24 protein-coding genes and 1 tRNA gene are annotated in these 23,938 nt (G+C 61.6%); 13 read left to right on the forward strand and 12 right to left on the reverse strand.

Annotated features, from left to right (window positions below; genetic code table 11):
- The first annotated feature begins 45 nt into the window (after nucleotides 1-45).
- The 5 genes from QM996_RS13980 (at nucleotide 46) to QM996_RS14000 (ending at nucleotide 3,633) form a co-directional block, all read left to right on the forward strand.
- Nucleotides 46-774 (forward strand): Rha family transcriptional regulator, encoded by a 729-nt coding sequence (locus QM996_RS13980; RefSeq protein WP_500267998.1) that lies wholly within the window; start codon nucleotides 46-48, stop codon nucleotides 772-774.
- Nucleotides 775-828: 54 nt separating this feature from the next.
- Nucleotides 829-1,197, forward strand: coding sequence for a hypothetical protein (locus tag QM996_RS13985; RefSeq protein ID WP_500267999.1), 369 nt, complete (start codon nucleotides 829-831; stop codon nucleotides 1,195-1,197).
- Nucleotides 1,194-1,496, forward strand: coding sequence for a hypothetical protein (locus tag QM996_RS13990; RefSeq protein ID WP_500268000.1), 303 nt, complete (start codon nucleotides 1,194-1,196; stop codon nucleotides 1,494-1,496). The genes QM996_RS13985 and QM996_RS13990 overlap by 4 nt, the downstream gene beginning before the upstream one ends.
- Complete coding sequence (locus QM996_RS13995) at nucleotides 1,493-1,903, forward strand: hypothetical protein (RefSeq protein WP_500268001.1); 411 nt, start codon at nucleotides 1,493-1,495, stop codon at nucleotides 1,901-1,903. The genes QM996_RS13990 and QM996_RS13995 overlap by 4 nt, the downstream gene beginning before the upstream one ends.
- A gap of 128 nt (nucleotides 1,904-2,031) precedes the next feature.
- Nucleotides 2,032-3,633 (forward strand): recombinase family protein, encoded by a 1,602-nt coding sequence (locus QM996_RS14000; protein ID WP_500270315.1) that lies wholly within the window; start codon nucleotides 2,032-2,034, stop codon nucleotides 3,631-3,633.
- On the opposite strand, the gene QM996_RS14005 is transcribed toward QM996_RS14000, so the two are convergent.
- From QM996_RS14005 to QM996_RS14015, 3 genes are all read right to left on the reverse strand, one after another.
- A tRNA-Met gene (locus QM996_RS14005) sits at nucleotides 3,590-3,666 on the reverse strand. The two genes, QM996_RS14000 and QM996_RS14005, sit on opposite strands and share 44 nt — an antisense overlap.
- Nucleotides 3,667-3,801: 135 nt before the next feature.
- The gene (mnmA, locus tag QM996_RS14010; protein WP_500268002.1) at nucleotides 3,802-5,055 is read right to left on the reverse strand and encodes an MnmA/TRMU family protein; all 1,254 of its coding nucleotides are present in this window, start codon (nucleotides 5,053-5,055) and stop codon (nucleotides 3,802-3,804) included.
- A gap of 292 nt (nucleotides 5,056-5,347) precedes the next feature.
- On the reverse strand, nucleotides 5,348-6,097 hold the full coding sequence (locus tag QM996_RS14015) for a helix-turn-helix transcriptional regulator (RefSeq protein ID WP_500268003.1): 750 nt from the start codon (nucleotides 6,095-6,097) through the stop codon (nucleotides 5,348-5,350).
- A 479-nt stretch (nucleotides 6,098-6,576) separates the two neighbouring features.
- On the opposite strand from QM996_RS14015, the gene sciP reads away from it, so the two are divergent.
- Together sciP and QM996_RS14025 are read left to right on the forward strand one after the other, a co-directional pair.
- Nucleotides 6,577-6,852, forward strand: a complete 276-nt coding sequence (sciP, locus tag QM996_RS14020; protein WP_003527546.1) for a CtrA inhibitor SciP — start codon at nucleotides 6,577-6,579, stop codon at nucleotides 6,850-6,852.
- A gap of 299 nt (nucleotides 6,853-7,151) precedes the next feature.
- Complete coding sequence (locus QM996_RS14025; protein ID WP_500268004.1) at nucleotides 7,152-7,433, forward strand: GNAT family N-acetyltransferase; 282 nt, start codon at nucleotides 7,152-7,154, stop codon at nucleotides 7,431-7,433.
- A gap of 390 nt (nucleotides 7,434-7,823) precedes the next feature.
- Here QM996_RS14025 and QM996_RS14030 read toward each other — a convergent pair whose 3' ends face one another.
- Nucleotides 7,824-8,174 carry a flagellin family protein gene (locus QM996_RS14030; RefSeq protein WP_057254717.1) on the reverse strand — a complete coding sequence of 117 codons (351 nt, stop codon included), beginning with the start codon at nucleotides 8,172-8,174 and terminating at the stop codon, nucleotides 7,824-7,826.
- Between the two features lie 441 nt (nucleotides 8,175-8,615).
- On the opposite strand from QM996_RS14030, the gene ctrA reads away from it, so the two are divergent.
- On the forward strand, nucleotides 8,616-9,317 hold the full coding sequence (gene ctrA / locus QM996_RS14035) for a response regulator transcription factor CtrA (RefSeq protein ID WP_025424706.1): 702 nt from the start codon (nucleotides 8,616-8,618) through the stop codon (nucleotides 9,315-9,317).
- 278 nt (nucleotides 9,318-9,595) lie between these two features.
- On the opposite strand, the gene QM996_RS14040 is transcribed toward ctrA, so the two are convergent.
- Both QM996_RS14040 and chpT read right to left on the reverse strand, forming a co-directional pair.
- Complete coding sequence (locus tag QM996_RS14040) at nucleotides 9,596-9,958, reverse strand: response regulator (protein ID WP_034806707.1); 363 nt, start codon at nucleotides 9,956-9,958, stop codon at nucleotides 9,596-9,598.
- A 261-nt stretch (nucleotides 9,959-10,219) separates the two neighbouring features.
- A complete protein-coding gene (gene chpT / locus QM996_RS14045; protein ID WP_173520474.1) occupies nucleotides 10,220-10,864 on the reverse strand; it encodes a histidine phosphotransferase ChpT in 645 nt (214 codons plus the stop codon).
- 276 nt (nucleotides 10,865-11,140) lie between these two features.
- On the opposite strand from chpT, the gene QM996_RS14050 reads away from it, so the two are divergent.
- Complete coding sequence (locus tag QM996_RS14050) at nucleotides 11,141-11,731, forward strand: DUF1134 domain-containing protein (RefSeq protein ID WP_429813485.1); 591 nt, start codon at nucleotides 11,141-11,143, stop codon at nucleotides 11,729-11,731.
- 260 nt (nucleotides 11,732-11,991) lie between these two features.
- Nucleotides 11,992-13,161, forward strand: a complete 1,170-nt coding sequence (locus QM996_RS14055; RefSeq protein WP_500268005.1) for a coiled-coil domain-containing protein — start codon at nucleotides 11,992-11,994, stop codon at nucleotides 13,159-13,161.
- Nucleotides 13,162-13,266: 105 nt separating this feature from the next.
- Here QM996_RS14055 and QM996_RS14060 read toward each other — a convergent pair whose 3' ends face one another.
- Both QM996_RS14060 and QM996_RS14065 read right to left on the reverse strand, forming a co-directional pair.
- On the reverse strand, nucleotides 13,267-14,103 hold the full coding sequence (locus QM996_RS14060; protein ID WP_500268006.1) for a TrmH family RNA methyltransferase: 837 nt from the start codon (nucleotides 14,101-14,103) through the stop codon (nucleotides 13,267-13,269).
- A 4-nt stretch (nucleotides 14,104-14,107) separates the two neighbouring features.
- The gene (locus tag QM996_RS14065; RefSeq protein ID WP_500268007.1) at nucleotides 14,108-14,491 is read right to left on the reverse strand and encodes a hypothetical protein; all 384 of its coding nucleotides are present in this window, start codon (nucleotides 14,489-14,491) and stop codon (nucleotides 14,108-14,110) included.
- A 31-nt stretch (nucleotides 14,492-14,522) separates the two neighbouring features.
- On the opposite strand from QM996_RS14065, the gene QM996_RS14070 reads away from it, so the two are divergent.
- Together QM996_RS14070 and rpoH are read left to right on the forward strand one after the other, a co-directional pair.
- Nucleotides 14,523-15,551, forward strand: coding sequence for an RluA family pseudouridine synthase (locus QM996_RS14070; RefSeq protein WP_500268008.1), 1,029 nt, complete (start codon nucleotides 14,523-14,525; stop codon nucleotides 15,549-15,551).
- A gap of 213 nt (nucleotides 15,552-15,764) precedes the next feature.
- Nucleotides 15,765-16,673, forward strand: coding sequence for an RNA polymerase sigma factor RpoH (rpoH, locus tag QM996_RS14075; protein ID WP_429813470.1), 909 nt, complete (start codon nucleotides 15,765-15,767; stop codon nucleotides 16,671-16,673).
- Between the two features lie 107 nt (nucleotides 16,674-16,780).
- On the opposite strand, the gene QM996_RS14080 is transcribed toward rpoH, so the two are convergent.
- Nucleotides 16,781-19,060, reverse strand: a complete 2,280-nt coding sequence (locus tag QM996_RS14080; protein WP_500268009.1) for a hypothetical protein — start codon at nucleotides 19,058-19,060, stop codon at nucleotides 16,781-16,783.
- A 63-nt stretch (nucleotides 19,061-19,123) separates the two neighbouring features.
- Nucleotides 19,124-20,422 carry an adenylosuccinate synthase gene (locus QM996_RS14085; RefSeq protein WP_173520466.1) on the reverse strand — a complete coding sequence of 433 codons (1,299 nt, stop codon included), beginning with the start codon at nucleotides 20,420-20,422 and terminating at the stop codon, nucleotides 19,124-19,126.
- Nucleotides 20,423-20,627: 205 nt separating this feature from the next.
- Here QM996_RS14085 and QM996_RS14090 point away from each other — a divergent pair, with 205 nt between their 5' ends.
- Complete coding sequence (locus tag QM996_RS14090; RefSeq protein WP_500268010.1) at nucleotides 20,628-21,509, forward strand: DMT family transporter; 882 nt, start codon at nucleotides 20,628-20,630, stop codon at nucleotides 21,507-21,509.
- A 133-nt stretch (nucleotides 21,510-21,642) separates the two neighbouring features.
- Here QM996_RS14090 and QM996_RS14095 read toward each other — a convergent pair whose 3' ends face one another.
- Both QM996_RS14095 and serA read right to left on the reverse strand, forming a co-directional pair.
- Nucleotides 21,643-22,149 carry a GNAT family N-acetyltransferase gene (locus QM996_RS14095; RefSeq protein ID WP_500268011.1) on the reverse strand — a complete coding sequence of 169 codons (507 nt, stop codon included), beginning with the start codon at nucleotides 22,147-22,149 and terminating at the stop codon, nucleotides 21,643-21,645.
- A gap of 119 nt (nucleotides 22,150-22,268) precedes the next feature.
- Nucleotides 22,269-23,864 (reverse strand): Rossmann-fold NAD(P)-binding domain-containing protein, encoded by a 1,596-nt coding sequence (serA, locus tag QM996_RS14100; RefSeq protein WP_500268012.1) that lies wholly within the window; start codon nucleotides 23,862-23,864, stop codon nucleotides 22,269-22,271.
- Nucleotides 23,865-23,938 lie beyond the last annotated feature (74 nt).

Raw genomic sequence — 23,938 nt, forward strand, 5'->3', positions numbered from 1 at the left:
GATGGAGTCGCGCCTCTATGCTCCATCGCCAACGATGGAGTGAGCATGAACGCCATTCTCGGAAACCAGCCGGTCACGATGTCGAGCCGTGAGATTGCGGACGTCGTTCAGAAGCGGCACGACAACGTAAAGCGGACCATTGAGACGCTGGCCGTTAAAGGCCTCGTTAGGTTTACTCAATCTGAGGAAACCTCTCATGAAGGCGCAGGGTCTCGCCCTGTCGAGGTCTACCTTGTAGGCGAGCGCGACAGCTACGTCGTTGTCGCCCAACTCTCGCCCGAGTTCACGGCTCGCCTTGTCGATTACTGGCAGTCCCACAAGAACGAAGTTGCACAGATCCCGACAACGGCCGAAGCTTTCGCCCAGGCATTCCGCATGTTGGCAGATGCCGAGCAGCGAGATGCCAGACGCGAACAGCGCTTGAACCTCATCGACGCAAAAGTCGAGCGCATAGAGACTGCGCTGACCGTGCTCAGCGCTCGTCCGGCCAACTCGGAAAGCATCGTCCACATCCGCAAACGCATCTGGCAGCTCTTCGGATTGTCGGATGCCACGGTTGATGCGGTTATGCGTCAGTCACCCTATGCTCCGAAACCTGCAGGCATGGTCAAGAATGAGCACGCGGAAGCCGAGGGCGCCGCTTACGCGGTCTATTGGAAGAAGGATGTCACGGCGACGTTTGAGCGCTTCGTGACCGAATGCAGGCACTCTGCCGGCAAACTTTACACTCACCCTTACATCGAAGGCCGGTTCCGACTGATCCGGCGGGAATGACCGCGGCGCTTATCTGAGCCCCGAAAAAAATCACATCAGACATGGAGAAACACGATGCAAAACGCAGTTCCTGCGAACGGCGAAGCTATGCCCGGCTTGCCGACAGATGCCTACTGTGAAGGCTGGAAAAGAGCCCGTCAGCTTGGCAAAGAGCTTTCTGAGCTATTGGAGGAACTCGGCGACTGCGGCTACGCCTATATCCGCCCCGCAAAGTTTGAGTTCGCCGTCGTTTTCGCCGGAAATTCGGATCTCGGCCCAACCGAAGCTTTGGGCCGGTTGGGCGCACTCCTCAACGAGGCAGGCGTCATGCTGCAGGATCATCCCGAGCTGAAGATCGAGCGCATCTCGATCGATGAGCACGGAGTCCACACCTTCCATGAGACCCCTGGCGCCCGCGCCCGTGCAGAGGAGGCCAGCCGATGACCTCGACACGGCTCATTCCCGCCGAAGGCTTGCCGATCCTCACCCGCCGCAAGGCCCTTGGCCTGATGGCTGCAGCGTCTCTCCCGGCGGCTGCTGCCGTCGCCGTGGCCGCTGCACAGCCGCCCGCGGAAGCGTTTGAGCTTCAGCACTGGCTCGACACCGCCGAGAAGACTGCGGTCGTCAGATATCACGCTGCAAGGCTCGCTGAGGCGATGGCTGCGATCGATCCGAGCCGGACCTATCGGGACGCTGTCGACTACGAGTTTGGCTTCGTTTTGATTGTTGGAGAAGCGAAATGAACATGCTCCTCGCACCAGCCATTCCCGCCGAGAACGTCTTGTCCAACAAGTTGCGCGTCCATTTGGTCGATAGCGACGCAATGGAGCCGACGCTCCTGAACAAACGCGACTACGTGCTCTTGGCGCCGGTCTCGCAATTCGTCGGCGATGGTGTTTACGCGATTGTCGACCGCTTCGGTTCGCCTGACCTTTTTCGCGTCCAGTGCATTTTCGACGGCAAAGGTAGCGTGATGCTCTTTCGAGACAACAAGCGCTACGAGACTAAACACGTCTTGAGCGTCCAAGAGTTCGAGGAGGTGGTCATCGGCTACATGGTCGCCGAGATCAAGGTGAAGGACGAGCGGTTCCTAAGGGCCGCGGCTGCCGATGGCATGTCCGGCGCCGCTGTGGATACCGGGGAGAACTGAGCCATGGAGCCAACAAACCCCATTATTGAGCTTGTCAAAGCCCTTGCAAGGCGGCGCGCCCGCCTTGACGCCCTGCCGCCGACGCCCGCTAATCAGAACGAAAGAGATGAAAGAGCAGCGAGCGAACAATGAAACGCGCGGTGGTTTACGCACGATACTCGACGGATTTGCAGAACGATCAGTCCGTCGAGGATCAAATTCGGCTTTGCCGCGATCATGCCGGCCGCCTCGGCGCCGAGGTCGTTGAAGAATATTCCGATAGGGCGAAATCTGGAGCGTCGATGTTCGGGCGCCCCGGCCTTTCCGCTCTTATGCAGGCAGCAGAACGCGGTGACTTCGACGTTCTGATCGCTGAAGCGCCTGACCGCATTTCCCGCGATATCGCGGATCTCGCCCACATCCACAAGACGCTCCGATTCCGCCAAATCGAGATGAACTGCGTCAACGGCGGCGCGCTGGATACGGTGCAGATCGGCATGTATGGAGTGGTTGGCCAAATGCAGCGCGAGGAAGGCGCCAAGAAGGTCAAGCGGGGAATGGTCGGCGTCGTCAGATCCGGCCGCAACGCGGGCGGAAAGGCATACGGCTACGAGCCTGTGCCGGGACAGCCTGGGGAACTACGCATCAAAGAGGATGAGGCAAGCGTCGTCCTGCGCATTTTCGATCTTTACGTGTCTGGCATCGGCCCACGGTCGATCGCAGCAGCTCTCAACGCTGAAGGCGTGGCTGCCCCACGGGGGCGCCAGTGGAATGCCTCAACGATCAACGGGAACGACAAGCGCGGCTATGGCATCCTGCGCAATCCACTCTATGCCGGCCAAATCGTCTGGAACCGGGTGCAGATGGTCAAAGACCCGTCAACCGGACGCCGTGTCTCCCGAGCAAACGACGAATCGCTAATCGAAACGACCGATGCCCCTCACCTTCGCATTGTCTCGGAAGAGTTATTTGAGGCTGCAAAGAGGCGCAAAGACGCTGTTGGCGGCACGCACGCTAGGACCGCCCCGAAAAACAAGCGCGTGCTGTCCGGCCTTCTGAAATGCGCAGAGTGTGGCGGGGGATTGTCGATCGTCGGCGCTGACCGCAGCGGGCCACGAGTTGTCTGCAGCACTTTCAAGGAATCCAGAAGCTGCACGAACAACGCTCGATACTATGTCGAGAAGATTGAACGCGACGTCATCGACAGGCTGAGAACGATCTTTGCCGACACGAGCGTGATCGACGCCTATCTTGAGGAATACAAAGCCGAGAGCAAGCGAATCGCTGCGGAGCGACGCAATAGCCGCAGCTCGAAGGAAACCGCCCTCACCGAGGTGCAGGACCGAATTGCGCGGCTGCTAGATCAGCTCTCCAGGGGAACGATCGACGAGGAAGACGTCCGGGCGATTTTGCCCGTCCTGAAGGCAGAACGGGAAAACCTAAAGGCCGATCTTTCGAGGGAACCGGAACCTACCAACGTGATCGAGTTGCGACCTCGAGCTATCCAAAAGTTCCGGAAAGATTTGGAAGAGCTGGCGGAGATCCTGAAGAATCGCGGCGCCGAGCCGTCGGTGGAAATCGCGCGAGTGTTCCGCGAGATAGTTTCGAGCGTGATCGTTTATCCTCGCGCGCCTGGCGAGCCGTACAGCTACGAAATCAAAGGATGGCTGTCTGGAATTGCCGGCAAAGAGTTGTCGGCTGTTTTAATGGTAGCGGAGGAGGGATTCGAACCCCCGACACAAGGATTATGATTCCTCTGCTCTAACCTACTGAGCTACTCCGCCGGGTACCGCGTCAGGGCTTCGAAGGGGAAGCCGTCTTGACTGGACGGGCGGCTTATAAGGCCCCGTTCCCGCCAGTGTCAAGCCAAGTCTCCGGGAAAATGTGAAGTTTTCACAACAGCCCGGAAATCAAGGGCTTCAGGCGGCCGCCGGCGCCGAAAGCAGCGCCTTCAAGGCCGCCTCCGCGCCTGCTTCGCGCTCTGATTTGCGAATGAATCCGCCGCCATAGACGCGCGCATCCTCGCCGACGCCGGAATAGAGCGCGCAGGCCTGGCCGGGCGCGATGCCGGCTTCGCCTTCGGCGAGTTCCACATAGATGCCCTCGTCATCCACCGCGAGCACCGCCGGGGCCGGCTGGCGGGTGGAGCGCACCTTGGCGAAACAGTCGAAGCCGCGGGCAGCGGCCGCTTCGAGCTCCTCGTCGCCCAGCCAGTTGACGTCGCGCAGATAAACGCGGCGCGTTTCCAGCGCTTCCTTCGGGCCGACGATCACGCGGCGCGAGCGGGCGTCGAGATAGACGACATAGAGCGGCTCGCCGGTCGCAATGCCGATGCCACGGCGCTGGCCGATCGTATAGTGCAGGATGCCCTCGTGGGTGCCGAGCACGCGGCCGTCGAGGTGCACGATCTCGCCGGAAAGCGCCGCATTCGGTTTCAGCTTCGAGACGATGTCGCTGTACTTGCCCTGCGGCACGAAACAGATGTCCTGGCTGTCGGCCTTCTGAGCGACGACGAGGCCCATCTCCTCGGCGAGCTTGCGCGTCTCAACCTTTGAGAGATGCCCCAAGGGGAAGCGCAGATAGTCGATCTGCTCCTGCGTCGTTGCAAACAGGAAATAGCTCTGGTCGCGGTCGGCGTCCGTCGGCCGGTAGAGCGCCCGCTGGCCGGCATAGCGCGGGTTCGGGCTCGGGCGCGAGCGGATATAGTGGCCGGTCGCCAGCGCATCGGCGCCGAGTTCCTTGGCGGTCGCAAGCAGATCGGCGAACTTGACCGTCTGGTTGCAGGCAACGCAGGGGATCGGCGTTTCGCCGGCGATATAGCTTTCGGCAAAGGGATTGATCACCGTTTCGCGGAAGCGCGCTTCGTAATCGAGCACATAATGCGGAATGCCGAGCGTTTCACAGACGCGGCGCGCGTCGTCGATATCCTGCCCGGCGCAGCAGGAGCCGGCACGATGCACGGCAGCGCCATGATCATAGAGCTGCAGCGTGATGCCCAAGACGTCGTAGCCCTCGCGTTTGAGCAGGCCGGCGACCACGGAACTGTCGACGCCGCCGGACATGGCGACGACGACACGCGTATCTTCGGGCTTGCGGTCAAAATCGAGACTGTTCACGGGATCCAATCCGGCCTTCGGGCGGCAATCCTTCGCCTGCCCTGTTTCACGCTTCATGCGATGCTTGGCCGAGGAACTCTCGGCTTGCGGCACGCTCGGCTTCTACAGCGCCGCGCGTCTGATCAGACGCGCTAAGCTCGCTGTAGCACTTTGAGTTACTGCATGTTTTTGTCCTTTAATCGGCTACGATTAAAGGAAACATGCAGTCGGCGCCACGCGTCCGATGAGACGCGCAAAGGTCGCCGTAGCACTTTCAATTCCGCGACATATAGAAACTTGTCCGTCCGGCGGCAAGGCCGGCCGCCAGACCCGGCGACGCCGCTCGTCCTTAAGACGCGTCGCTTCGGCGTCAGATCAGCTTCAGCCGCATGGCGCGCGCGATCGCCTGCATGCGGTTGACGGCGTCGAGCTTGCGAGTCGCGCTCTTGAAGTAGCTGCTGACCGTATAGGTCGAGATGCCCAGGATAATGGCAATCTCGTCGCTGCTCTTGCCGGCGGCCGCCCAGCGCAGGCATTCCACCTCGCGGCTCGACAGCTTCTCGCGTGCCGAATTGCCGGTGTCGAAGGTGCGCTCCAGGCATTCGAAAAGCTGGACCAGCGTCAGATAGAGCGTGGCGCATTCGACGCCGACCGGTGCCTCGCGGCGGCCGGAGAGCATGGCAATGAAGGGATCGCCGTTGCTCGTGTGCAGGAGCACGGCGAAGTGGCGGGCCATCTCCGGATGGGCGAGCAGGCGGTGCACTATGGCCTCGTCCACCGGCTTGGCAGCAATATCGAGGAGCTCGGGCCCGCCGGTCACCGGCAATTTCGTAAAGCGCAGCCGCTCGACGAGCGCGCTCGACTGGAATGTTTCGCAGGCGTCGTACTGGCGAACGAGCTCCGACGGCCAGTTGCTGAGCACCAGCCGCTCGGAAAAGCGCTGCTGCTCGGCCAGCGGCATGCGCGCGATCATGAAATGGCCAAAACCATAGCGGGCAATCAGCCGTCGCATGAGATGCAGAAGTTCGTATTCGGTGCGGACGGCCGCCGTATCGACGTCCGAAAAAATGTCCGCCGTTTCCGCCTCGCGCAGCAAGGCCGGTTCATTCGATTCCTTCATCTGCGATCACCACATCCCCAGGCGCCACCGCGCCCGGTCGAGAGAATACAAAAACGCCTCAGATCACCTGAAGCATGAACTTCACCCGACGAACAAAATACAGCCGCCGCCACCGGCCTGACCGCGCAAGCAACGCGTCCGGTTGTGAAAATTATGACGATGCACCAAGAATGATTGCGGGAGCGCACATACGTCGCTCATCCTTATTTCGGCGCCTCGTTACCAAAAATTTTAGTTAAAGTGAAATGTGGTAATTGCATGGCTCCCATGACAATTCCGGGATAATCCAGGCTGTTCTCAAAGCAATTCACAAGCACGGCGCGCAAGGCCCCATGAATGGAATGGGGTATATCGGCGATAAGGGGCCTCGCCGAAGTGTCTCAAATTATGAGCAAATTGTTACTTGCTGCTTAGGCAAATGTTAAATGTGGCAGGCTAAGGTCTCGGTCATATGGTCTTGAGTTTGTGTAGAGAGTCCCATGACCGAAATGATGCGACCACGCGTAAAATATGTCATCGGCCCCGATGGCAGCCCTCTGACGATTGCGGATCTGCCGCCGGCCAATACCCGGCGCTGGGTGATCCGCCGCAAGGCAGAGGTCGTTGCCGCCGTGCGCGGTGGCCTGTTGAGCCTTGAGGAGGCGTGCGAACGCTATACCCTCACGGTCGAAGAATTCCTGTCCTGGCAGTCCTCGATCAACGATCATGGTCTTGCCGGCCTGCGCACCACTCGCATCCAGCAGTATCGCCACTAGTTCGCCCATTGCAGGGCCATAGGTCGAGCGGCGGCTTCGGGTTCCCCGGAGCCGCCGCCGTCATTTTGGCCTACGGCGCCGCGCGTCTGACGCGCAAAGGGCGCTGTAGAACTTTGATTTCTGCATGTCTTCGTCCTTAAATCGAGGTCGATTTAAGGAGACATGCAGTAGGCGAAAGCCGGACTGGTGCCGTTTCGCGAACAGTGTGTGTATCGGCGGTAGTGGATTGACGGATTCCGATTTCCGGATTTCTGCGTTAGCTTCCGCACAAGGAAACCGGTTCACCAAGGAAGTCTGTCATGGAAATCGTACACGAGGAAACTGGATCGCACGGCCGCTACTCGACCGTTGTCGACGGGCATACCGGGGAAATGACCTATTCGCGCACCTCGCCGCAATTGATCATCGTCGATCACACCCTCGTTCCGGATGCTCTGCGCGGCAAGGGTGTCGGCCAGGCGCTTGCCAAACACGCGATCGACGAAGCGCGCAAGGGTGGCTGGAAGATCATCCCGCTCTGCCCCTTCATGAAGGCGCAGGCCATGCGGCACCCGGAATGGCAGGATGTCATCCAGGCATGAGACACCGCCAGAGCGGGATGAGGAAAAGTGTGTGCGGTTTTCCGCCCGCATCCCGCTCTAACTTATGAGAATCGATCACGATGATTTTGGGTCGACCCGACCCAAAATCATCGTGATCTAAGAGCCGGCAGCCCATCCTGATCTCAAAATGAGAAGACCCGCCCGAATGCCAAAGCGTTGGGCGGGTCTTTTCGTCTTGTCACGATCGTGCCGGATCGGGTCATGCCAAAGGCATGATCCGACAAGGCTGGAAAGATCTGCCCCGAAACGGGTTACCTGCCTGACCGGCGCACGGAATCCCCCGGACCGGAACCGACCTGGGGTCAAATCGTCCGTTAGATCAAGGCCTTGCGGCTTGGCTGCGCCCGATCGAGGCGCAAGAGCCGCAGCTTATGCCCGCAGGCGGGTCGATGTGTCCCGCTCTTCGAGGGCCGCCGCCTTCGCGTATTCAGCCTGCACTTCTTCGAGCGCGAGCTCGGCAGCATCCTGCTGCGCCTTCAGTTCGCGAATGGAAACCTGAAGATTGTCGGCTCTCTGACGTGCGGCCTTGGCGAAGGTGGGATAGGCGAAGTGCTGGGGATCGGAGATACCCGACTTCTTTTCCTCGAAAATAATCTGATTTTCCAGATCCTTGGTCATCCGCTCGAACTCAGCCATCATCATCTGAAGCTGGTTCAGCTGACGCTGCTTCTCGCGGACCTGAAACTCCTTCAGGCGGACAAGGCTCTCACGTGCTTTCATACGCAATACTCCCGTGGATAACGAGACCCCGGTTACTGATTTGCCCGCAAACCGGCCCGAACGGGGCCGGTAACGAAAAATCTTCAGCGATATTAACAAAAGCCTACCGCTGGTAACCTTTCGTTTACGGGCATCGTTAATCATAGGCGTGATGATTTAAGGCTCCGTAAATGCTGAGGCACGAAATGTGACCGCCCCGGCATTAACGAGTCGGAAGAGTCAGATAGCGGCATTTCTTCATGTTTTACACGAGATTGGCCGTTCTGGATTCACGTTTGAAATCAGGAGACTGCTAAAAATATTTAACAATCTCGATACACCTTGCCAGAGGGAATCAGAATTTGTTAACCATTTGGTGGCAGCCTCCAAATCAGGCAACGACTGGATCCGTATCGCGTAAGGGTGCCACGACGACCTTGGGCGGCGGAAAAGGGGAAGAATATGCGGGTTCTACTAATCGAAGACGATAGCGCAACGGCTCAGAGCATTGAGCTGATGCTCAAGTCCGAGAGTTTCAATGTCTACACCACCGACCTCGGTGAAGAAGGCGTCGATCTCGGCAAACTTTATGACTATGACATCATCCTTCTCGACCTCAACCTGCCGGATATGTCCGGCTATGAAGTCTTGAGAACGCTGCGTCTTTCCAAGGTGAAGACCCCGATCCTGATTCTCTCGGGCATGGCCGGTATCGAGGACAAGGTCCGCGGCCTGGGCTTCGGCGCCGACGACTACATGACCAAGCCCTTCCACAAGGATGAGCTGGTCGCCCGTATTCACGCCATCGTCCGCCGCTCCAAGGGTCACGCCCAGTCGGTCATTTCCACGGGCGAGCTGATCGTCAACCTCGATGCCAAGACGGTCGAAGTCGGCGGACAGCGCGTCCACCTGACCGGCAAGGAATACCAGATGCTCGAGCTGCTTTCGCTGCGCAAGGGCACGACGCTGACCAAGGAAATGTTCCTGAACCACCTCTACGGCGGCATGGACGAGCCGGAACTGAAGATCATCGACGTCTTCATCTGCAAGCTGCGCAAGAAGCTCGCAAACGCCGCCGGCGGCGCCAACTACATCGAAACCGTCTGGGGCCGCGGCTACGTGCTGCGCGAGCCGGATGGTGCTGAATACGCCGAAACTGCCTGATACCCGTAAAGGGCCTGCACGATCCCCGCATGATGCGGGCCCGGAAGTTCACAAAACCCGCTGCGAGCGGGTTTTGTTGTTTCTAGGGGCAGACCGCACAAAAGCGCGCAGCGGTCCTGGAAATCGCGATGCGCCGTAGCCACGCCGCACGCCGTCGCCGTCAGCAGCATCGAAGCCCGGATCGGGACGTATGGAGAACGACGGCCGGCGGCAAACACGAAAAAGCCGCGGCGCGGACCACGGCTTCATCTCATAGGCTACTTGTGAGCGGGACGGATTCAGGCTGCCATCGACTGGCTGGCGAAAACACTCGTCAGGATCTTGCGGTCGAAAGGCTTCAGCAGGAAGTCGTCGGCGCCGGCCCGCTTGCCGGCCATCATCTTCTTCAGATCCGCCTCGACGACGCAATAATAGATCCGGACCGACGGGCCGTTCGGAAGCCGCCGGATGTTGCCGATGAGTTCGAGCGCGCCTTCCAAGCCGGCATCGATGATCAGGATGTTCGGGAGCTCTGCCTCGCAGCGGACGAGCGCCTCGAGGCTGTTCGACGCTTCGTAGACCATGAAGCCCATGCCGGACAGGATACGTTTCCCAACCTTCCGAACGACATCCGAGCCGTCGGCAATCATCAAGCGCCGCATGTCCAACTCCCTTCGCAACTTACCTATACGCGTACTCGCAGGCTTGAAACAACTCTATACAAATTTGGGAAAGAATTCGTTACGGAGTTTGCTTAACTTTGCCTTTCTTCGCTACATCAACCATCTGAAAAGATTAAAGTTTCCAGAAACGGACGCATAGTGCGAGAAACGGAACGCGCAGCGGCGATCCCGCGCCGGAGCATGGGATCGCCCGTGTTTGCACGTCGGAATATGGAACGATTGCCGTCGGAAAATGAAACCTCAGGCTGCAACGCGCGTGGTGAAGATGATCTCCTCACCGGTCGATGCAACCTCGATCGTCATGCCCGCTTCCTCGCCGAGGAGCACGGTGTAGTAGGGCTGGATCGAATGCGCGTCGACGGCTTCTTCCGGCGTGCCGGACAGCAGTTCCGTCAGCTTCGGCGGCACGCGCATCATGCGGCCTTTTGCGACCAGGGTGAAGACGGCGTCGAATTCCGGGTTCTCCAGCGTCACGTCGATCGAACCGCCGCGCGGGATCGCGCCGTAGGCGATGAGGAACAGGTTCAGGAGCAGCTTGACCCGGTTCTTGGCGATGATTGCGCGCGGGCCGTGCCAGTTGACCTCGGTCTTCTTCTCGGCAGCCGCAAAATCCTTGGCGGCCTTCTCCGCTTCGCCGGTGTCGATCGAGGCTCCGACCGAACCGGATGCGCCGAAAGCGAGACGGGCGAACTTCAGGCGAACCGATGCGTTGAGCGCGCTGGTCCGGATCAGATCCATCGCATCGGCGTCGGCGCCGCCCTCGTCCAGGAGTTCCAGGCCGTTGTTGATGGCGCCGACCGGCGAGATGATGTCATGGCAAACCCGGCTGCACAGAAGCGCGGCCAGATCGGGTCCCGTCAATGTCAGGTTCGGATTCGTTGCCATCATGTATCCTTGTTGGTTCCGCCGGCCCGCCCTTGGCGGGCACGCGCCATCGTGACGCCGGTAAAGCCTCATGCGAAAAGACGCAAGCCATGGGCTGCCCGGCGCAGCCGTTCATCAGTGGATCATAATGACACCACATTTGGTAAACCGATTGTTAAGACCATCGGTTCAAATTGCATGGAAATGGTCCAGACCCTTCACTGGCCGCGCAGTGATCTGACTGGCGGCCATTGCAAACCCGCAAGCGAGCAACTTTCGCGCCTGACGGAGGAAACGATGCATCAGATCATGAAGGCAGCCAAGCAGGCCTGCCGCGTATTCCTGGCCACGGTGTTCCTGGTCGCTGCTGCCCAAACGACGGCGCATGCGCAATCTGCGAACAACAGCCAATATACGATGCAGGAAATCGTCGATGCCGGTCACGGCTTCTTCGGCGAAACGTCAGGCGGCTTGGCGAAAGTCGTCGAGCGCGCCTTTGAGCGCTACGGCCTGCCGAACGGTTACATTCTCGGGCAGGAAGGCTCGGGCGCATTCATCGCCGGCCTCACCTATGGCGAAGGCGAGCTCAATACCAAGAACGCCGGCCAGCACAGCGTCTTCTGGCAAGGCCCCTCACTCGGCATCGACTGGGGCGGTCAAGGCAGCCGCGCCATGATGCTCGTCTACAATCTGCCGAGCGTTCCAGCACTCTACAAGCGCTTCGGCGGCGTCTCCGGTTCGGCCTATGTCGTCGCCGGCGTCGGCATGACGGTTCTGACCGACGAGCAGATTGTCGTCGTTCCGATCCGCACCGGCATCGGCGCGCGGCTCGGCATCAATGTCGGCTACCTCAAGATGACGCAAACTCCCACCTGGAACCCCTTCTGAGGCCCTACTGCATTTCCCTTAAATCGGCATCGATTTAAGGACAAAGTTATGCAGCAGATCTAAGGTGCGACAGCGACCTTAGCGCGTCTCGATAGACGCGCGGCGCTGTAGCCGGGTCAGCGCGGGCAAAATCCCGCGCCAGACACTTGCAGCGCGCGAAACGTCATGTTTAGTGCAAGGAAGCGAAATACGCAGCGCCTGCCGGACCGCGAGGCCCGGCAGGCGCTGCGGTTCCGATACAGATTTGAAACGGCCAGCTCGTGATCCAATTCGCGCTTCTCTTTGCCCTGGGCTTTCTGACGGCGATCATCATCGGCCTGCTGGTCGCTCCGGCGATCCACCGCCGCATCGTGCGCTTTGCCGAAGATCGACTGAAGGCCACCATGCCGCTCAGCCCGCAGGAGGTGCGCGCACAGAAGGACGCCGCCCGCGCGGCCTACGCCGCTGAAAACGCGCGCACGCAGCAGGCCCTGAAGCGCGAGCGCGACAAGGGCGTGTCGCTGATGCTGGCCAACGAGAAGAGTTTGCAAGAGGCGCGGCGCCTCAGCGGCGAGAATGCTGACCTGCATGCGCAGCTGGCCGACATGAACGTCGAAGCGGCCGACATGCGCTCCGCCATCCGACAGTTCGAACAGCGCCTGGAACGGATGAAGGCAACGCTCGACAGCGTCGAGCGCGACAACGCCGGAAAGTCCGACGAGATCCAGAAGCTCGGCATCCAGCTCGCTCAGCATGCCGCCGAGATCGACAATCTCAAGATCAGTCTGGCCGCGCGCGAAACCGAGGTCGAGCATCTGAAAAGCCGGATCGCCACGCTGCGCGATGAGCGCGAGGCCCTGCGCGGCGATCTCAAGGCCGAGACGACCCATGCCAAGGAAATGGAACTGCGTCTCTCGCGCGACGAAACGCGGCTACACCGGCTGGAAGACAAGCTTGCGCGCGAGATGGCGACCAGCGCCGACCGCGAGAGTGCGCTCGAACGGCGCGCAGGGGAAATCGAACGGCTGAAGGCCAAGGTGAAGGATACCAACCAGGAAATGCGCGATGCGGCCAAGGCCCTGCGCGCCGCCGGCATCGCCTTCCCGCTGAGAAAGGATCGCCGTCCGGCCGCCGAACGGGCCGCCAATGGTTCCGTGTCCCAGTCCGATCAGCCCGCAGGCGAGATGCTGGGCTCTGCCGCCGCCGATGATCTGCGCAATCGCGCCACCGCGCTTTCGGAACGCCTCACCAATTCGAAATCCGCCGCCCACGACGACGCTCTGCGCGACGAGGTTGCGGCAATTGCCGCCGGCATGGTCGCGCTGACGGCGACGAACGAAGGCCCTTCCTCGCCCATCCTCAACCTGTTGGCAGGCGACGAGCAGGAGCAAGGCACGGCCAAGCGCGAGAGTTTGGCGAAGCGGGCGAAGGACATACTCCCGCGCGAATAGAGTCCCATTGAATGGGCGGACCGTTGACGCCGTCGGCGCACGCGCCGGTCGCCCGGTCACGGGATCGATCCACTTGCAGTCATGGTAAGCCTGTGAACGGGCGTGTCAGATCCGGCCGTTAATCAGTGCCACCTGATGCAGGGCAATGCCCGCGGCGGTGGAGACATTGAGGCTGTCGAGGCCGGGGCGCTGGCGGATGCGCGCCGTGCGCACAGAGGCCAGCACCGATTGCGGCAACCCCTCCCCTTCGGTTCCCATGAGAAGCGCCGTGCGCGCCGCCGGCTGGATCGCGCCAAGCTCGGTGTCACCGGCGGGCGAGAGCCCCCAGATCGCAAAGCCCGCCTGCTGCAGCCGCTCCAGCATGGTGGCGACCGAACCTTCGCGCGCAAAAGGCACCGTCAGCACCGAGCCGACTGAGACCCGGATCGCCTTGCGGTACATCGGGTCGCAGCACGTCTCATCCATCAGCACCGCATCGACCCCGAAGGCCGCGGCGTTACGGAAGAGCGCGCCCATGTTGTCGTGGTTGGAGATGCCGCAGGCCGCCAGAACGAGGCTCGACGCGGGCAGCGACGCGATCAGAGCATCGCGGCCGGGCTCACCGTCGCGGCGACCGAGCGCAAGCACGCCCCGGTGCATGTTGAAGCCGGCGATTGCATCGAACACCTGCGCGTCCGCCACATAGACCGGTACCGACGGCGGGAACCGCGCGAGAATATACTGAACGCCGGAAAGCCGGTTTTCGAGCAGCAGGATCGCCTCGGCGACAAAGCCACGCCCGGCTTCGTGCGCCGCCGCCAGCATGCGCAGCACCACCGTGCCTTCGGCGATGAAGCGACCCTGCCGCCCCGTCAGATCGCGCTCCTTGATCGAGATGAAGCCGGCAATCCGGGGATCGGCGGGGTCATCGATGCGCTGGACGGGCGGAAGGGCACTCCACATGTCGTCAGTTCGTCCTGACGGTGACGTCGGCAACGATGCGGCCGGCGCCGATGTCGAACACGATGGCGCGCGGCTCCGCCCCCGGCAGGTTGCCGTAGAAGAGCACCTGGGAGCCGGAGAGCGCCACGTTCGTCACCGTGAAACCGGCGGGAAGGGCTGCGACCGCATTGACCGGCGCTTCGCTCGGAACGACGGCAGCGGCGGCCTGAAGCGGCGCCTTCGCGTCCGTGCGTGTCAGCTTGTAGACAATCGTCCCAAGGACGGCCATAAGCATGACCAACATGACGCCGGCCGAGACGAGCTGAAGCTTCACCATCTTGCGGCGGACATTTTCCATGGCCGGATCTAGCGGCTTGTCTTCCTGGTCGTCGGGCTCGATTGCGGTCATGGCTGGCCTTTTTTTTCGGATTTGGAACGGAATGAACGACCCCTTTAAACAAGCGACGGCCAATAGGAAAGTCCTGACCGCAGGCGAGGATGCCGCGGGGCGCCTTGATTCCTTCCTCACTGACGCACTTTCGGGTGAATTCTCCCGCAACCGGATCAAGAGCCTGATCGAGCAGGGCGCGGTGTCGATCAACGGCAGGCCGGTGACGGAAGCGAAGAAGAAGGTGCATCCCGGCGACGTCTTCGAGATCGATCTGCCCGAGCCGGAAGATCCGGAACCGAAGGGCGAAGACATCCCGCTCGACGTGCTCTACGAGGACGATGACCTGATCGTGCTTTGCAAGCCCGCCGGCCTCGTCGTGCATCCCGGCGCCGGCAACTGGACCGGCACGCTGGTCAACGCGCTGATCCACCATTGCGGCAGCAGCCTGTCGGGGATCGGTGGCGTCAAGCGCCCGGGCATCGTCCATCGCCTCGACAAGGAGACGAGCGGCGTCATGGTCGTCGCCAAGAACGATGCTGCGCACCGCCATCTCTCGGAGCAGTTTGCCGACCATGGCCGCACCGGTCCGCTCGAGCGCGCCTATCGCGCTGTCGTCTGGGGGCGCCCGCGGCAGTTGAAGGGTACGATCGACGCGCCGCTCGGGCGCGCCGGTGACCGAACCAAACGCGCGGTCAAGCGCGAAGACAGCGACGACGCCCGCGAAGCGATCACCCACTATGAGGTCGTCGAGCGCTATCTCGAAAAGCCGGATGGCACCTGCCTGGCGTCAACCGTGGAATGCCACCTCGAAACGGGACGCACGCACCAGATCCGCGTGCACATGGCCCATATCGGCCACCCGCTGATCGGTGACCCGGAATACGGCGCCGCCTTCCGTACCAAGGCGAATTTGCTGCCGGATGCGGCCAAAGCCGTCGTCAATCAATTCCACCGCCAGGCCCTGCACGCCTTCATGCTGCAGTTCGAACACCCAGCGACCGGCAAAACCATGCATTTCGAAGCGCCTGTCCCGGGCGACATGGAGCAACTGATCGAGGCCTTGCGCGGCGAAGTGTGATCGCGCCCCTTGAATTCTGCTGTCAGGATTCCAATCTAAGGGTTAGTCTCTGTTCGTGACATTCCTGTCACCCGGCGTCACAGATTGGTGAAACCGGAGTCCTTGAATCATGCTTTCGCCGTACTTATTTTCTAGGCTCGTGGGGTCTTGACGAAGACCCACATGCCCGGCTTGCCGACCGGAAGCCGGAGACGATTAAAGGGGGGTGCTTCTATGGCCCGAAACAATTTGCCGACCATTGCCGCTGGTGAAGGTGGCCTCAATCGTTATCTCGACGAAATCCGCAAATTTCCGATGCTGGAACCGCAGGAAGAGTACATGCTCGCCAAGCGGTACCAGGAACATGACGACCGCAACGCGGCGCACAAGCTGGTCACCAGTCACCTTCGCCTTGTCGCCAAGATCGCGATGGGCTATCGCGGCTACGGCCTGCCGATCGGCGAAGTCGTATCCGAAGGCAATGTCGGCCTGATGCAGGCGGTCAAGAAGTTTGAGCCCGATCGCGGCTTCCGCCTCGCGACCTACGCGATGTGGTGGATCAAGGCGGCGATCCAGGAATATATCCTGCGCTCGTGGTCACTTGTGAAAATGGGTACGACCGCCAACCAGAAGCGGCTGTTCTTTAACCTGCGTCGCCTCAAGGGCAAGATCCAGGCGCTGGATGAAGGCGACCTGAAGCCCGAACAGGTCAAGGAAATCGCCACCACGCTCAAGGTGAGCGAGGACGAAGTGGTTTCGATGAACCGCCGGCTTTCCGGTGACGCGTCGCTCAACGCGCCGATCAAGGCGAGCGAGGGCGATTCCGGCCAGTGGCAGGATTGGCTTGTCGACGACCACGACAACCAGGAAGAAATCCTGATCGAGCAGGACGAGCTTGAAAGCCGCAGGGCGCTGCTCGCCAATGCGATGAAGGTGCTGAACGACCGCGAACGCCGCATTTTCGAGGCGCGCCGCCTGACCGAAGAGCCGCTGACGCTCGAGGATCTTTCGGCCGAGTTCGACATCAGCCGTGAGCGCGTGCGGCAGATCGAGGTGCGTGCCTTCGAGAAGGTCCAGGACGCCGTGCGCAAGGCCGCTCTCGAGCGCGCCAACGCCTTGCGGGTCGTCGAAGGCGCCGCATAACGCCCCTCGCCGTCCCCTTACGGTGGCACGGCAGCGACATGAGCTAAATGAAAAACCCGGCGGATCGCTCCTGCCGGGTTTTTCTTTGTCCTGTCGGGTCTCGGGGCTTACTGGCTGTTGGTCGCCGCGTCGGTAGCCGGCGCTGCCGCCCAGGCGCGTAGCGCCTGGTTGAAGGCGTCCGTTCCGCTCGGTCCCTTCTCCAGCGTCAACAGTGCGCGCCGCCCGTTCCTGTAGGTCAGCGGAATGTCGATCCAGCTACGGCTGCGCAGCAGTTCGGTGTTGTTGCCGATCGCATCCTTGGAATCGTTGAGCGCGATCATATGGAAGTCGTCGGTGATCTTGGCCGGGACAGCGATCAACGCGTCCCCCCGATCCTGTTCCGTACGTTTCATCGAAACGCGCTGCACGCTGTCGATCGCGCCGCCTTCAAAGTTCTGCGGCAGCGAGAAGACGAATTCAATGACATGACTTGCCGGCAACGACTCGTCGGCGTTGCGTTTGATCGTCATCAACGCGGTGAGGCCCCGGTCCGGAATGGTGATCTGTGCCTGGACGGCCGGTTCGGGCTTGGCGTCACCGCCGGGCGATTCTTCCTTCACCGACCACGCGACGGTTCCCGGAATGGCCGTCGGCGAAGACTGGCCGAGACGCTCTTCGTAGAGGAACATCTTCTCGCCATTGGCGATCGCAATCTCCGGTGTCGTCGGCTGTCCACCAGTCTGCTGTCCGGCAGGCGGTGTGCCCGCTTGACCCGCCGTTCCGCCCTGGGCGCTGACCGTTTCCAAAGGCTTGCTCGCCTCGGTCTGCTGCGCCACGGACTTGCCTTCCTGGCCGGTGGCCTCACCGGTCGCGGTGGCGGGTCCATTGTCGACTTCGGAGCCGTCATTAAGAAGGCGCTGGGTGAATTTCGTCGAGCTGTTGTCCGGGACCGCCGTGTCGTCGTGCTGTGCCGGCTGCTGCTGCGTCGTTTCTCCCTGGCCGTCTGCCGGCGGAGCGCTCTCTTCTGCCGGCGATCCTCCGATGTTTGAAACGGCCGAAGTGACCGACGCCACGATCCTCGAAAGCCAGGCGTTGCCCGCTTCCCGGTTCTGCCAGTAGGCGAAGCCGCCACCGCCAAGCGCCAGCAGAATGATTGCAGCGATGGCAAGGCGCTTGATGCTGAAGCGCGACGGTTTCGGTGTAGCCCGGTAAGATGCCGGTCGCGATGCCGCGGGCGCCGGTCCCTCGGCGCCACGTTCCGGCTCGCGCGCAGCCGTCGATGCCGTCGCTGCGGTCGCGGCACCTTCGAAACCGAGCAGGTCATCGATGTGGTCCCAGGCCGTGCCGGCGCGATCTTGCTGGCTCTGGGCGGTATCGGTCGTGGCCGCCTGTCCAGCCTTCTCGATCGGCCAGGACCAATCGGCAATCTCGGGCTCCGCGCTCTTTTCGGTTCGCCGTTCCTCGAATGCCGCGAAGGGATCATTATCGTCGAACGACCAGTTGCGCGCGGTATCGGCCTTGGGGGGCTCGGCTTCTGCCCTCGGCGTCTCCGCCGGCACATCCTGCTGCAGTTCTTCCACAGGATGCATGCCGAGAAGCTCGGGCCTATGGGCCTGCTCGTCCTCCTCGACCTGCTGGTCCGCAGGAGCAGACGTCGCGATTGGAGCGGCGGTCTCCCATTCCGGCAGATCCCACTCCGAGGCGGCGGGCTTTTCTTCGGCGGCCACCGCCGGAGCATCCCATGCCGGCTCTTCGACCGAGCGGGATTCCTCGTCCACCGACGGAGGGGGGGCAGTCACATCGTGCGTTTCGTCCGGAGCCGGTGCCGCATACTCCGCGGCCTCGTAAACCGGGGCATCTGCCTGCGGCTCTTCGACGACGGGGGCGCTCGGCTCGTCGACCGGAGCATCCGTCGTTTCGACGACCGGTTCTTCCGCAGCCGGCTCTGCCGCGGCTACTTCCGCCGCTTCGGCGGGATGGTCGGCATACTGCGCCGGTTCCTCATGAACCGCAGCACCATATTCGGCAGCGCTTTCCGCTTCCGGTGCCGCCTCCTCGGCGACCGCGGCCGGCTCGCTTTTGCCAGCCGGTTCGGGCTGCGCTTCAGGCTCGGGAACGACCTCTTCGACCGGCTGCTCGACGGCTACGGCTTCGGACGCATCCTCCGCCACCTCCGCCTCTTCGAGAGAAGGCAAGGCTTCGGCATATTCGCTGTCGACCTCGGCGATCGCGTTTTCGAGTTTCGCCAACTGGCGATTGATCATGTCGTCCGACGGACGCGGGTTCATGTTTTCGAGCTGGCGGCGCACGGCCGCGCGCGCCTTCTCGTATACCCTGTCCCGCATTTCGGGTGTGTTTTCCGACAGGCCGTCAACGGTCCTGCGAATAACTGCAACAAAATCCGCCATTAGTACTTTCTCATACGCCCAGGTATGTCTTTGCGATCGCGACGCAATGTCATTTCGCCGACACTAGTCCTCAAAGGGGTCCGTCACAAGTATTGTGTCGTCCCGTTCGGGGCTGGTCGAAAGAAGAGCGACCGGCGCACCGATCAGTTCTTCGACCTGACGAACGTATTTGATCGCTTGCGCCGGAAGATCTGCCCAGCTGCGTGCGCCGACCGTCGATTCCTTCCAGCCTTCGAGTGTAATATAGACTGGCTTTGCCGAAGCTTGCTGCGCCTGGCTTGCCGGCAGGTGGTCGATCTGCTGTCCATCCAGAGTATAGCCGACGCAGATCTTCAGCTCATCGAGACCATCGAGCACGTCGAGCTTGGTGAGCGCGATACCGGTGATGCCATTGGCGGCAACCGACTGGCGCACCAGTGCCGCGTCGAACCAGCCGCAGCGACGCTTGCGACCCGTCACCGTGCCGAACTCATGCCCCTTTTCGCCGAGGAACTGACCGATTTCATCGGTGAGCTCGGTCGGGAACGGGCCTTCGCCGACGCGCGTCGTGTAGGCCTTGGTGATGCCGAGGATGTAGCCGAGCGAACCCGGGCCCATGCCCGAGCCTGCCGCGGCCTGGCCGGCAACGGTGTTCGACGAGGTGACGAACGGATAGGTGCCGTGGTCGATATCGAGCAGCGTGCCCTGCGCGCCTTCGAACAGGATGCGCGCGCCCTTGCGGCGGGCCTTGTCGAGCAGGACCCAGACGGTGTCCATGAATGGCAGCACCTTGGCGGCGACAGAGGAAAGCTCCTGCATGATCGCCTCGTGGCTGATTTCCGCCTCACCGAGGCCGCGGCGCAGCGCGTTGTGGTGCGTCAACAGGCGGTCGACCTTTGCCGGCAGCGTATCGAGGTCGGCGAGGTCCATCACACGGATCGCGCGACGGCCGACCTTGTCTTCATAGGCCGGGCCGATGCCGCGGCGCGTCGTGCCGATCTTGGTGCCGCTGTTGGAGGCTGCATCTTCGCGGATGCCGTCGAGCTCGCGGTGCAGCGACAAGATCAGCGTGGCGTTGTCGGCGATGCGCAGATTGTCCGGCGTGATCGCAATGCCCTGCTTGCTGAGCTTGTCGATTTCGGCAATCAGCGCATGCGGGTCGATGACGACGCCGTTGCCGATGACGGCAAGCTTGCCGGGGCGGACAACGCCGGAAGGCAGGAGCGACAGCTTGTAGCTGACGCCGTCGATCACCAGGGTATGGCCGGCATTGTGACCGCCCTGAAAGCGCACGACGATATCCGCGCGTTCGGAGAGCCAATCCACAATCTTGCCTTTGCCTTCGTCACCCCATTGGGAGCCGACCACTACGACATTCGTCATAATTCTCTTCCTGTGCAGGCGCGCAAACGAGGCTGCGCTGTTCTCAAACCCGCGCATCTATACTGTGTTGTCATCCGGAAAGCGACCCCGTTATATCGGGCGTTCCGCCCTTTTTGCATGACAAGGGCGGGATTTAGCGCCTATATCTTCGTCTCTCCCGCCATCCCGGCAACAGGTCGCCCATCCCCGCACAGGTCCGAACATCGTGAATTCCAGAGCCTATTTGTATCTCTGCGTCACCGCACTCTTCTGGGGCGGCAATTCCGTCGCCGGCAAGATGGCGGTCGGGCACGTGAGCCCGATGATGCTGACGACCCTGCGCTGGGTCTTTGCGCTGGTGGTCATCCTGGTGCTGATGACGCCGCAGATCCGCCGCGACTGGGACAAGATCCGTAAGCACTGGCTGCAACTGCTCGCATATGGCGCGATCGGCTTCACCACCTTCAACGCGCTGCTCTATTCGGCGCTGAAATATACGAGCGCCATCAACGCTGTCATCCTTCAGGCCGGCATTCCGATGCTGATCTTCCTGTTCAATTTCATGCTGTTCCGCACGAAGGCGTCGATCGCCCAGGTGATCGGCTTCAGCGTTACCCTGATCGGCGTGTTGGTGACGGCAGCCCATGGCGACATTTCAAGCCTGTTGACGCTCGAGTTCAATTTCGGCGACGCGCTGATGATCGTCGCCTGCGTGGTCTATGCCGGTTACACCGTGGCACTGCGCTACAAGCCGATCATGCACTGGCAGAGCTTCATTGCCGCGCCTGCGTTCGGCGCACTCATCAGCGCCCTGCCGCTGCTCTTCTGGGAAATTGGCAGCGGCACGGCGATCGTGACGGATACCACCGGCTGGATCATCGTTCTCTATGCCGCGATCTTCCCGTCGCTGATGTCACAGGTGCTCTACGTCCGCGGCGTCGAGATGATCGGCGCCAATCGGGCGGGCCTCTTCATCAATGCGATTCCCGTTTTCGGAACGCTTCTTTCCGTGCTGCTGATCGGCGAGACCCTCCGCCTTTTCCATCTTGTCGCTCTCCTGCTGGTGCTTGGCGGCATCGCCATTGCCGAGAGGGGTCGCCCGCACTGACGAGCCCCTGCACCTGCTGGGCACAGGTCGCGCGATGCATTCGCTGGAACTTGAGAGTGGTCTAGGCCTTGGTCAGCAGAGGATGTTCTGTCGCCGCCAGGTATTCTCCTTGGGGCCAAGGCATTTTCATTTATCAGGCGAGAAGCCGCTCCATATAGATCGCTTCCTCGCCATAGCTTGCGAGCTTCAGCGCCAGCCGCTCGTCCATGCGCACTTCAAACCCCTGTCTTTCCCAAAAGCCGCGGGACCCGTTGACAGAGACGAGCGACATCGACCGGAACCCTTCTGTTCTGGCGACATCCTCCAGGACAGGAAGGACTCCGCCTCCGGCCCCGGAGCCGCGCATCTCGGGCAGAAGGGCTAGATCGTGGATGTACCAGGTGTCGGCGGCGGCAGGAATTTCGCCAAGCATGGTATTCAGCGACGGTGGCGCGCCTCTGAGCCAGGGATGGCTCAACACGTAACCCCGCGACTGCCCGTCCGCGTCCAGCATGAAGCAACCGGTGGGGCTCAAGGCGATGCGATCGGCAAGCACAGCGTCATCCTCGGGGAACGCCTGGTGAACCACAAGCTGGATCTCCGATACGGAGGCGAGGTCGGGCAGGCTTGCCTCGCGCCAGCGGAACGTCATGTCGGTCATTGCTCGTCACATGCCTTCGAAACAGGAAAACGCACCGGCGGTCACCCGGTGCGTCCTCGATGTATCCCGTGATCGGGTCGGCGAAGCGGCAGATCTTGCTGCCACTTCCTGTGCCGGCTTCAATCGATGTTGAAGACCAGCGGCTTTGCCTGGCGAATTGCCTTGTTGGCGCGCAGCTTGTCAAGCACGGTCTCGGAAACGGCAGCGTCGACATAGAGCAGAGCGATCGCGTCGCCGCCTTCCTTCTCGCGGCCGAGCTGGAAGTTGGCGATGTTGACGCCGGCATCGCCGAGCGTCATGCCGATGAAGCCGATCATGCCAGGAACGTCGGTGTTGGTGATGTAGACCATGTGGTTGCCGACATCCGCGTCGAGGTTGATGCCCTTGATCTGGATGAAGCGCGGCTTGCCGTCGGAGAAGACGGTGCCGGCGACCGAGCGCGTCTGGTTCGCCGTCGTCACCGTCAGCTTGATGTAGCCGTCGAAGACGCCGGTCTTGTCGCGCTTGACCTCGGAGAGGATGATGCCCTTTTCCTTGATCATGACCGGCGCCGAAACCATGTTGACGTCGGCGACCTGCGGCCGGATCAGGCCGGCGAGCACCGCGCTCGTCAGCGCCTTGGTGTTCATGCCGGCGGTCGAGCCGTCATAGAGGATCTCGATTTCCTTGATCGCGCTTTCGGTGACCTGGCCGACGAAGGCGCCGAGAACGTCGGCAAGCCGGATGAACGGCTTCAGGATCGGCGCTTCTTCGGCGGTGATCGACGGCATGTTGATGGCGTTGGAGACGGCCCCCTTGACCAGGTAGTCCGACATCTGCTCGGCCACCTGCAGGGCGACATTCTCCTGCGCTTCCGTGGTCGAAGCGCCGAGATGCGGCGTGCAGACGACGTTCGGCAGGCCGAAGAGCGGGCTTTCCGTCGCAGGTTCGACCTCGAAGACGTCGAAGCCGGCGCCGGCGACGTGACCCGACTTGATCGCTTCGGCAAGCGCCTTCTCGTCGACCAGACCGCCGCGAGCGCAGTTGACGATGCGCACGCCGGGCTTCGTCTTGGCGAGCGCTTCGGCGCTCAGGATGTTGCGCGTCTTGTCCGTCAGCGGCACGTGCAGCGTGATGAAATCGGCCTGGGCGAGCAACTCATCGAGCTCGACCTTGGTGACGCCCATTTCCTCGGCACGCTCCTTGGAGAGGAACGGGTCGTAGGCGAGAACATGCATCTTCAGGCCGATGGCGCGCGAGCAGACGATCGAGCCGATATTGCCGGCGCCGATGACGCCGAGCGTCTTGCCGGTGATTTCGACACCCATGAAGCGCGACTTCTCCCACTTGCCGGCCTGGGTCGAGGTATCGGCAGCCGGAAGCTGGCGGGCAACGGCAAAGAGCAGCGCGATCGCGTGTTCGGCCGTTGTGATAGAGTTGCCGAAGGGCGTGTTCATGACGATGATACCGCGGCGCGAGGCGGCCGGGATATCGACGTTATCAACGCCGATGCCGGCGCGGCCGATGACCTTGAGGTTGGTCGCAGCCGCGATCAGCTTTTCCGTTGCCTTGGTGGCCGAGCGGATCGCAAGACCGTCGTAGTTGCCGATGATTTCGGCGAGCTTGTCCTTGTCCTTGCCGAGCTTCGGCTGGAAATCGACTTCGACGCCGCGGTCGCGGAAGATCTGGACGGCGGTTTCCGACAGTTCGTCGGATACGAGAACGCGAGGTGCCATGAGAGGCCTCCTTAAAGATCAGGTCTGAATGGGATGCGGTTAGCCAAGCTTCGCTCCCTTGGGGAGCGAAGCGG

Origin of the sequence: Sinorhizobium chiapasense (assembly GCF_045277575.1) — a bacterium.
In the GTDB taxonomy this organism is placed as follows: domain Bacteria; phylum Pseudomonadota; class Alphaproteobacteria; order Rhizobiales; family Rhizobiaceae; genus Ensifer; species Ensifer chiapasense_A.

Coding starts and splice junctions, on each gene's coding strand:
- QM996_RS13990 (WP_500268000.1), top strand. CDS start 1,194: ATGACCTCGACACGGCTCATTCCCGCCGAAGGCTTGCCGATCCTCACC.
- mnmA (WP_500268002.1), bottom strand. CDS start 5,055: ATGAAGCGTGAAACAGGGCAGGCGAAGGATTGCCGCCCGAAGGCCGGA.
- QM996_RS13985 (WP_500267999.1), top strand. CDS start 829: ATGCAAAACGCAGTTCCTGCGAACGGCGAAGCTATGCCCGGCTTGCCG.
- QM996_RS14070 (WP_500268008.1), top strand. CDS start 14,523: ATGAACGACCCCTTTAAACAAGCGACGGCCAATAGGAAAGTCCTGACC.
- QM996_RS14085 (WP_173520466.1), bottom strand. CDS start 20,422: ATGACGAATGTCGTAGTGGTCGGCTCCCAATGGGGTGACGAAGGCAAA.
- chpT (WP_173520474.1), bottom strand. CDS start 10,864: ATGGCAACGAATCCGAACCTGACATTGACGGGACCCGATCTGGCCGCG.
- QM996_RS14060 (WP_500268006.1), bottom strand. CDS start 14,103: ATGTGGAGTGCCCTTCCGCCCGTCCAGCGCATCGATGACCCCGCCGAT.
- serA (WP_500268012.1), bottom strand. CDS start 23,864: ATGGCACCTCGCGTTCTCGTATCCGACGAACTGTCGGAAACCGCCGTC.
- QM996_RS14030 (WP_057254717.1), bottom strand. CDS start 8,174: ATGAAAGCACGTGAGAGCCTTGTCCGCCTGAAGGAGTTTCAGGTCCGC.
- QM996_RS14040 (WP_034806707.1), bottom strand. CDS start 9,958: ATGCGGCGCTTGATGATTGCCGACGGCTCGGATGTCGTTCGGAAGGTT.
- QM996_RS14065 (WP_500268007.1), bottom strand. CDS start 14,491: ATGACCGCAATCGAGCCCGACGACCAGGAAGACAAGCCGCTAGATCCG.
- QM996_RS13995 (WP_500268001.1), top strand. CDS start 1,493: ATGAACATGCTCCTCGCACCAGCCATTCCCGCCGAGAACGTCTTGTCC.
- QM996_RS14025 (WP_500268004.1), top strand. CDS start 7,152: ATGGAAATCGTACACGAGGAAACTGGATCGCACGGCCGCTACTCGACC.
- QM996_RS14050 (WP_429813485.1), top strand. CDS start 11,141: ATGCATCAGATCATGAAGGCAGCCAAGCAGGCCTGCCGCGTATTCCTG.
- QM996_RS14095 (WP_500268011.1), bottom strand. CDS start 22,149: ATGACCGACATGACGTTCCGCTGGCGCGAGGCAAGCCTGCCCGACCTC.
- QM996_RS14000 (WP_500270315.1), top strand. CDS start 2,032: ATGAAACGCGCGGTGGTTTACGCACGATACTCGACGGATTTGCAGAAC.
- ctrA (WP_025424706.1), top strand. CDS start 8,616: ATGCGGGTTCTACTAATCGAAGACGATAGCGCAACGGCTCAGAGCATT.
- QM996_RS14015 (WP_500268003.1), bottom strand. CDS start 6,097: ATGAAGGAATCGAATGAACCGGCCTTGCTGCGCGAGGCGGAAACGGCG.
- QM996_RS13980 (WP_500267998.1), top strand. CDS start 46: ATGAACGCCATTCTCGGAAACCAGCCGGTCACGATGTCGAGCCGTGAG.
- rpoH (WP_429813470.1), top strand. CDS start 15,765: ATGGCCCGAAACAATTTGCCGACCATTGCCGCTGGTGAAGGTGGCCTC.
- sciP (WP_003527546.1), top strand. CDS start 6,577: ATGACCGAAATGATGCGACCACGCGTAAAATATGTCATCGGCCCCGAT.
- QM996_RS14080 (WP_500268009.1), bottom strand. CDS start 19,060: ATGGCGGATTTTGTTGCAGTTATTCGCAGGACCGTTGACGGCCTGTCG.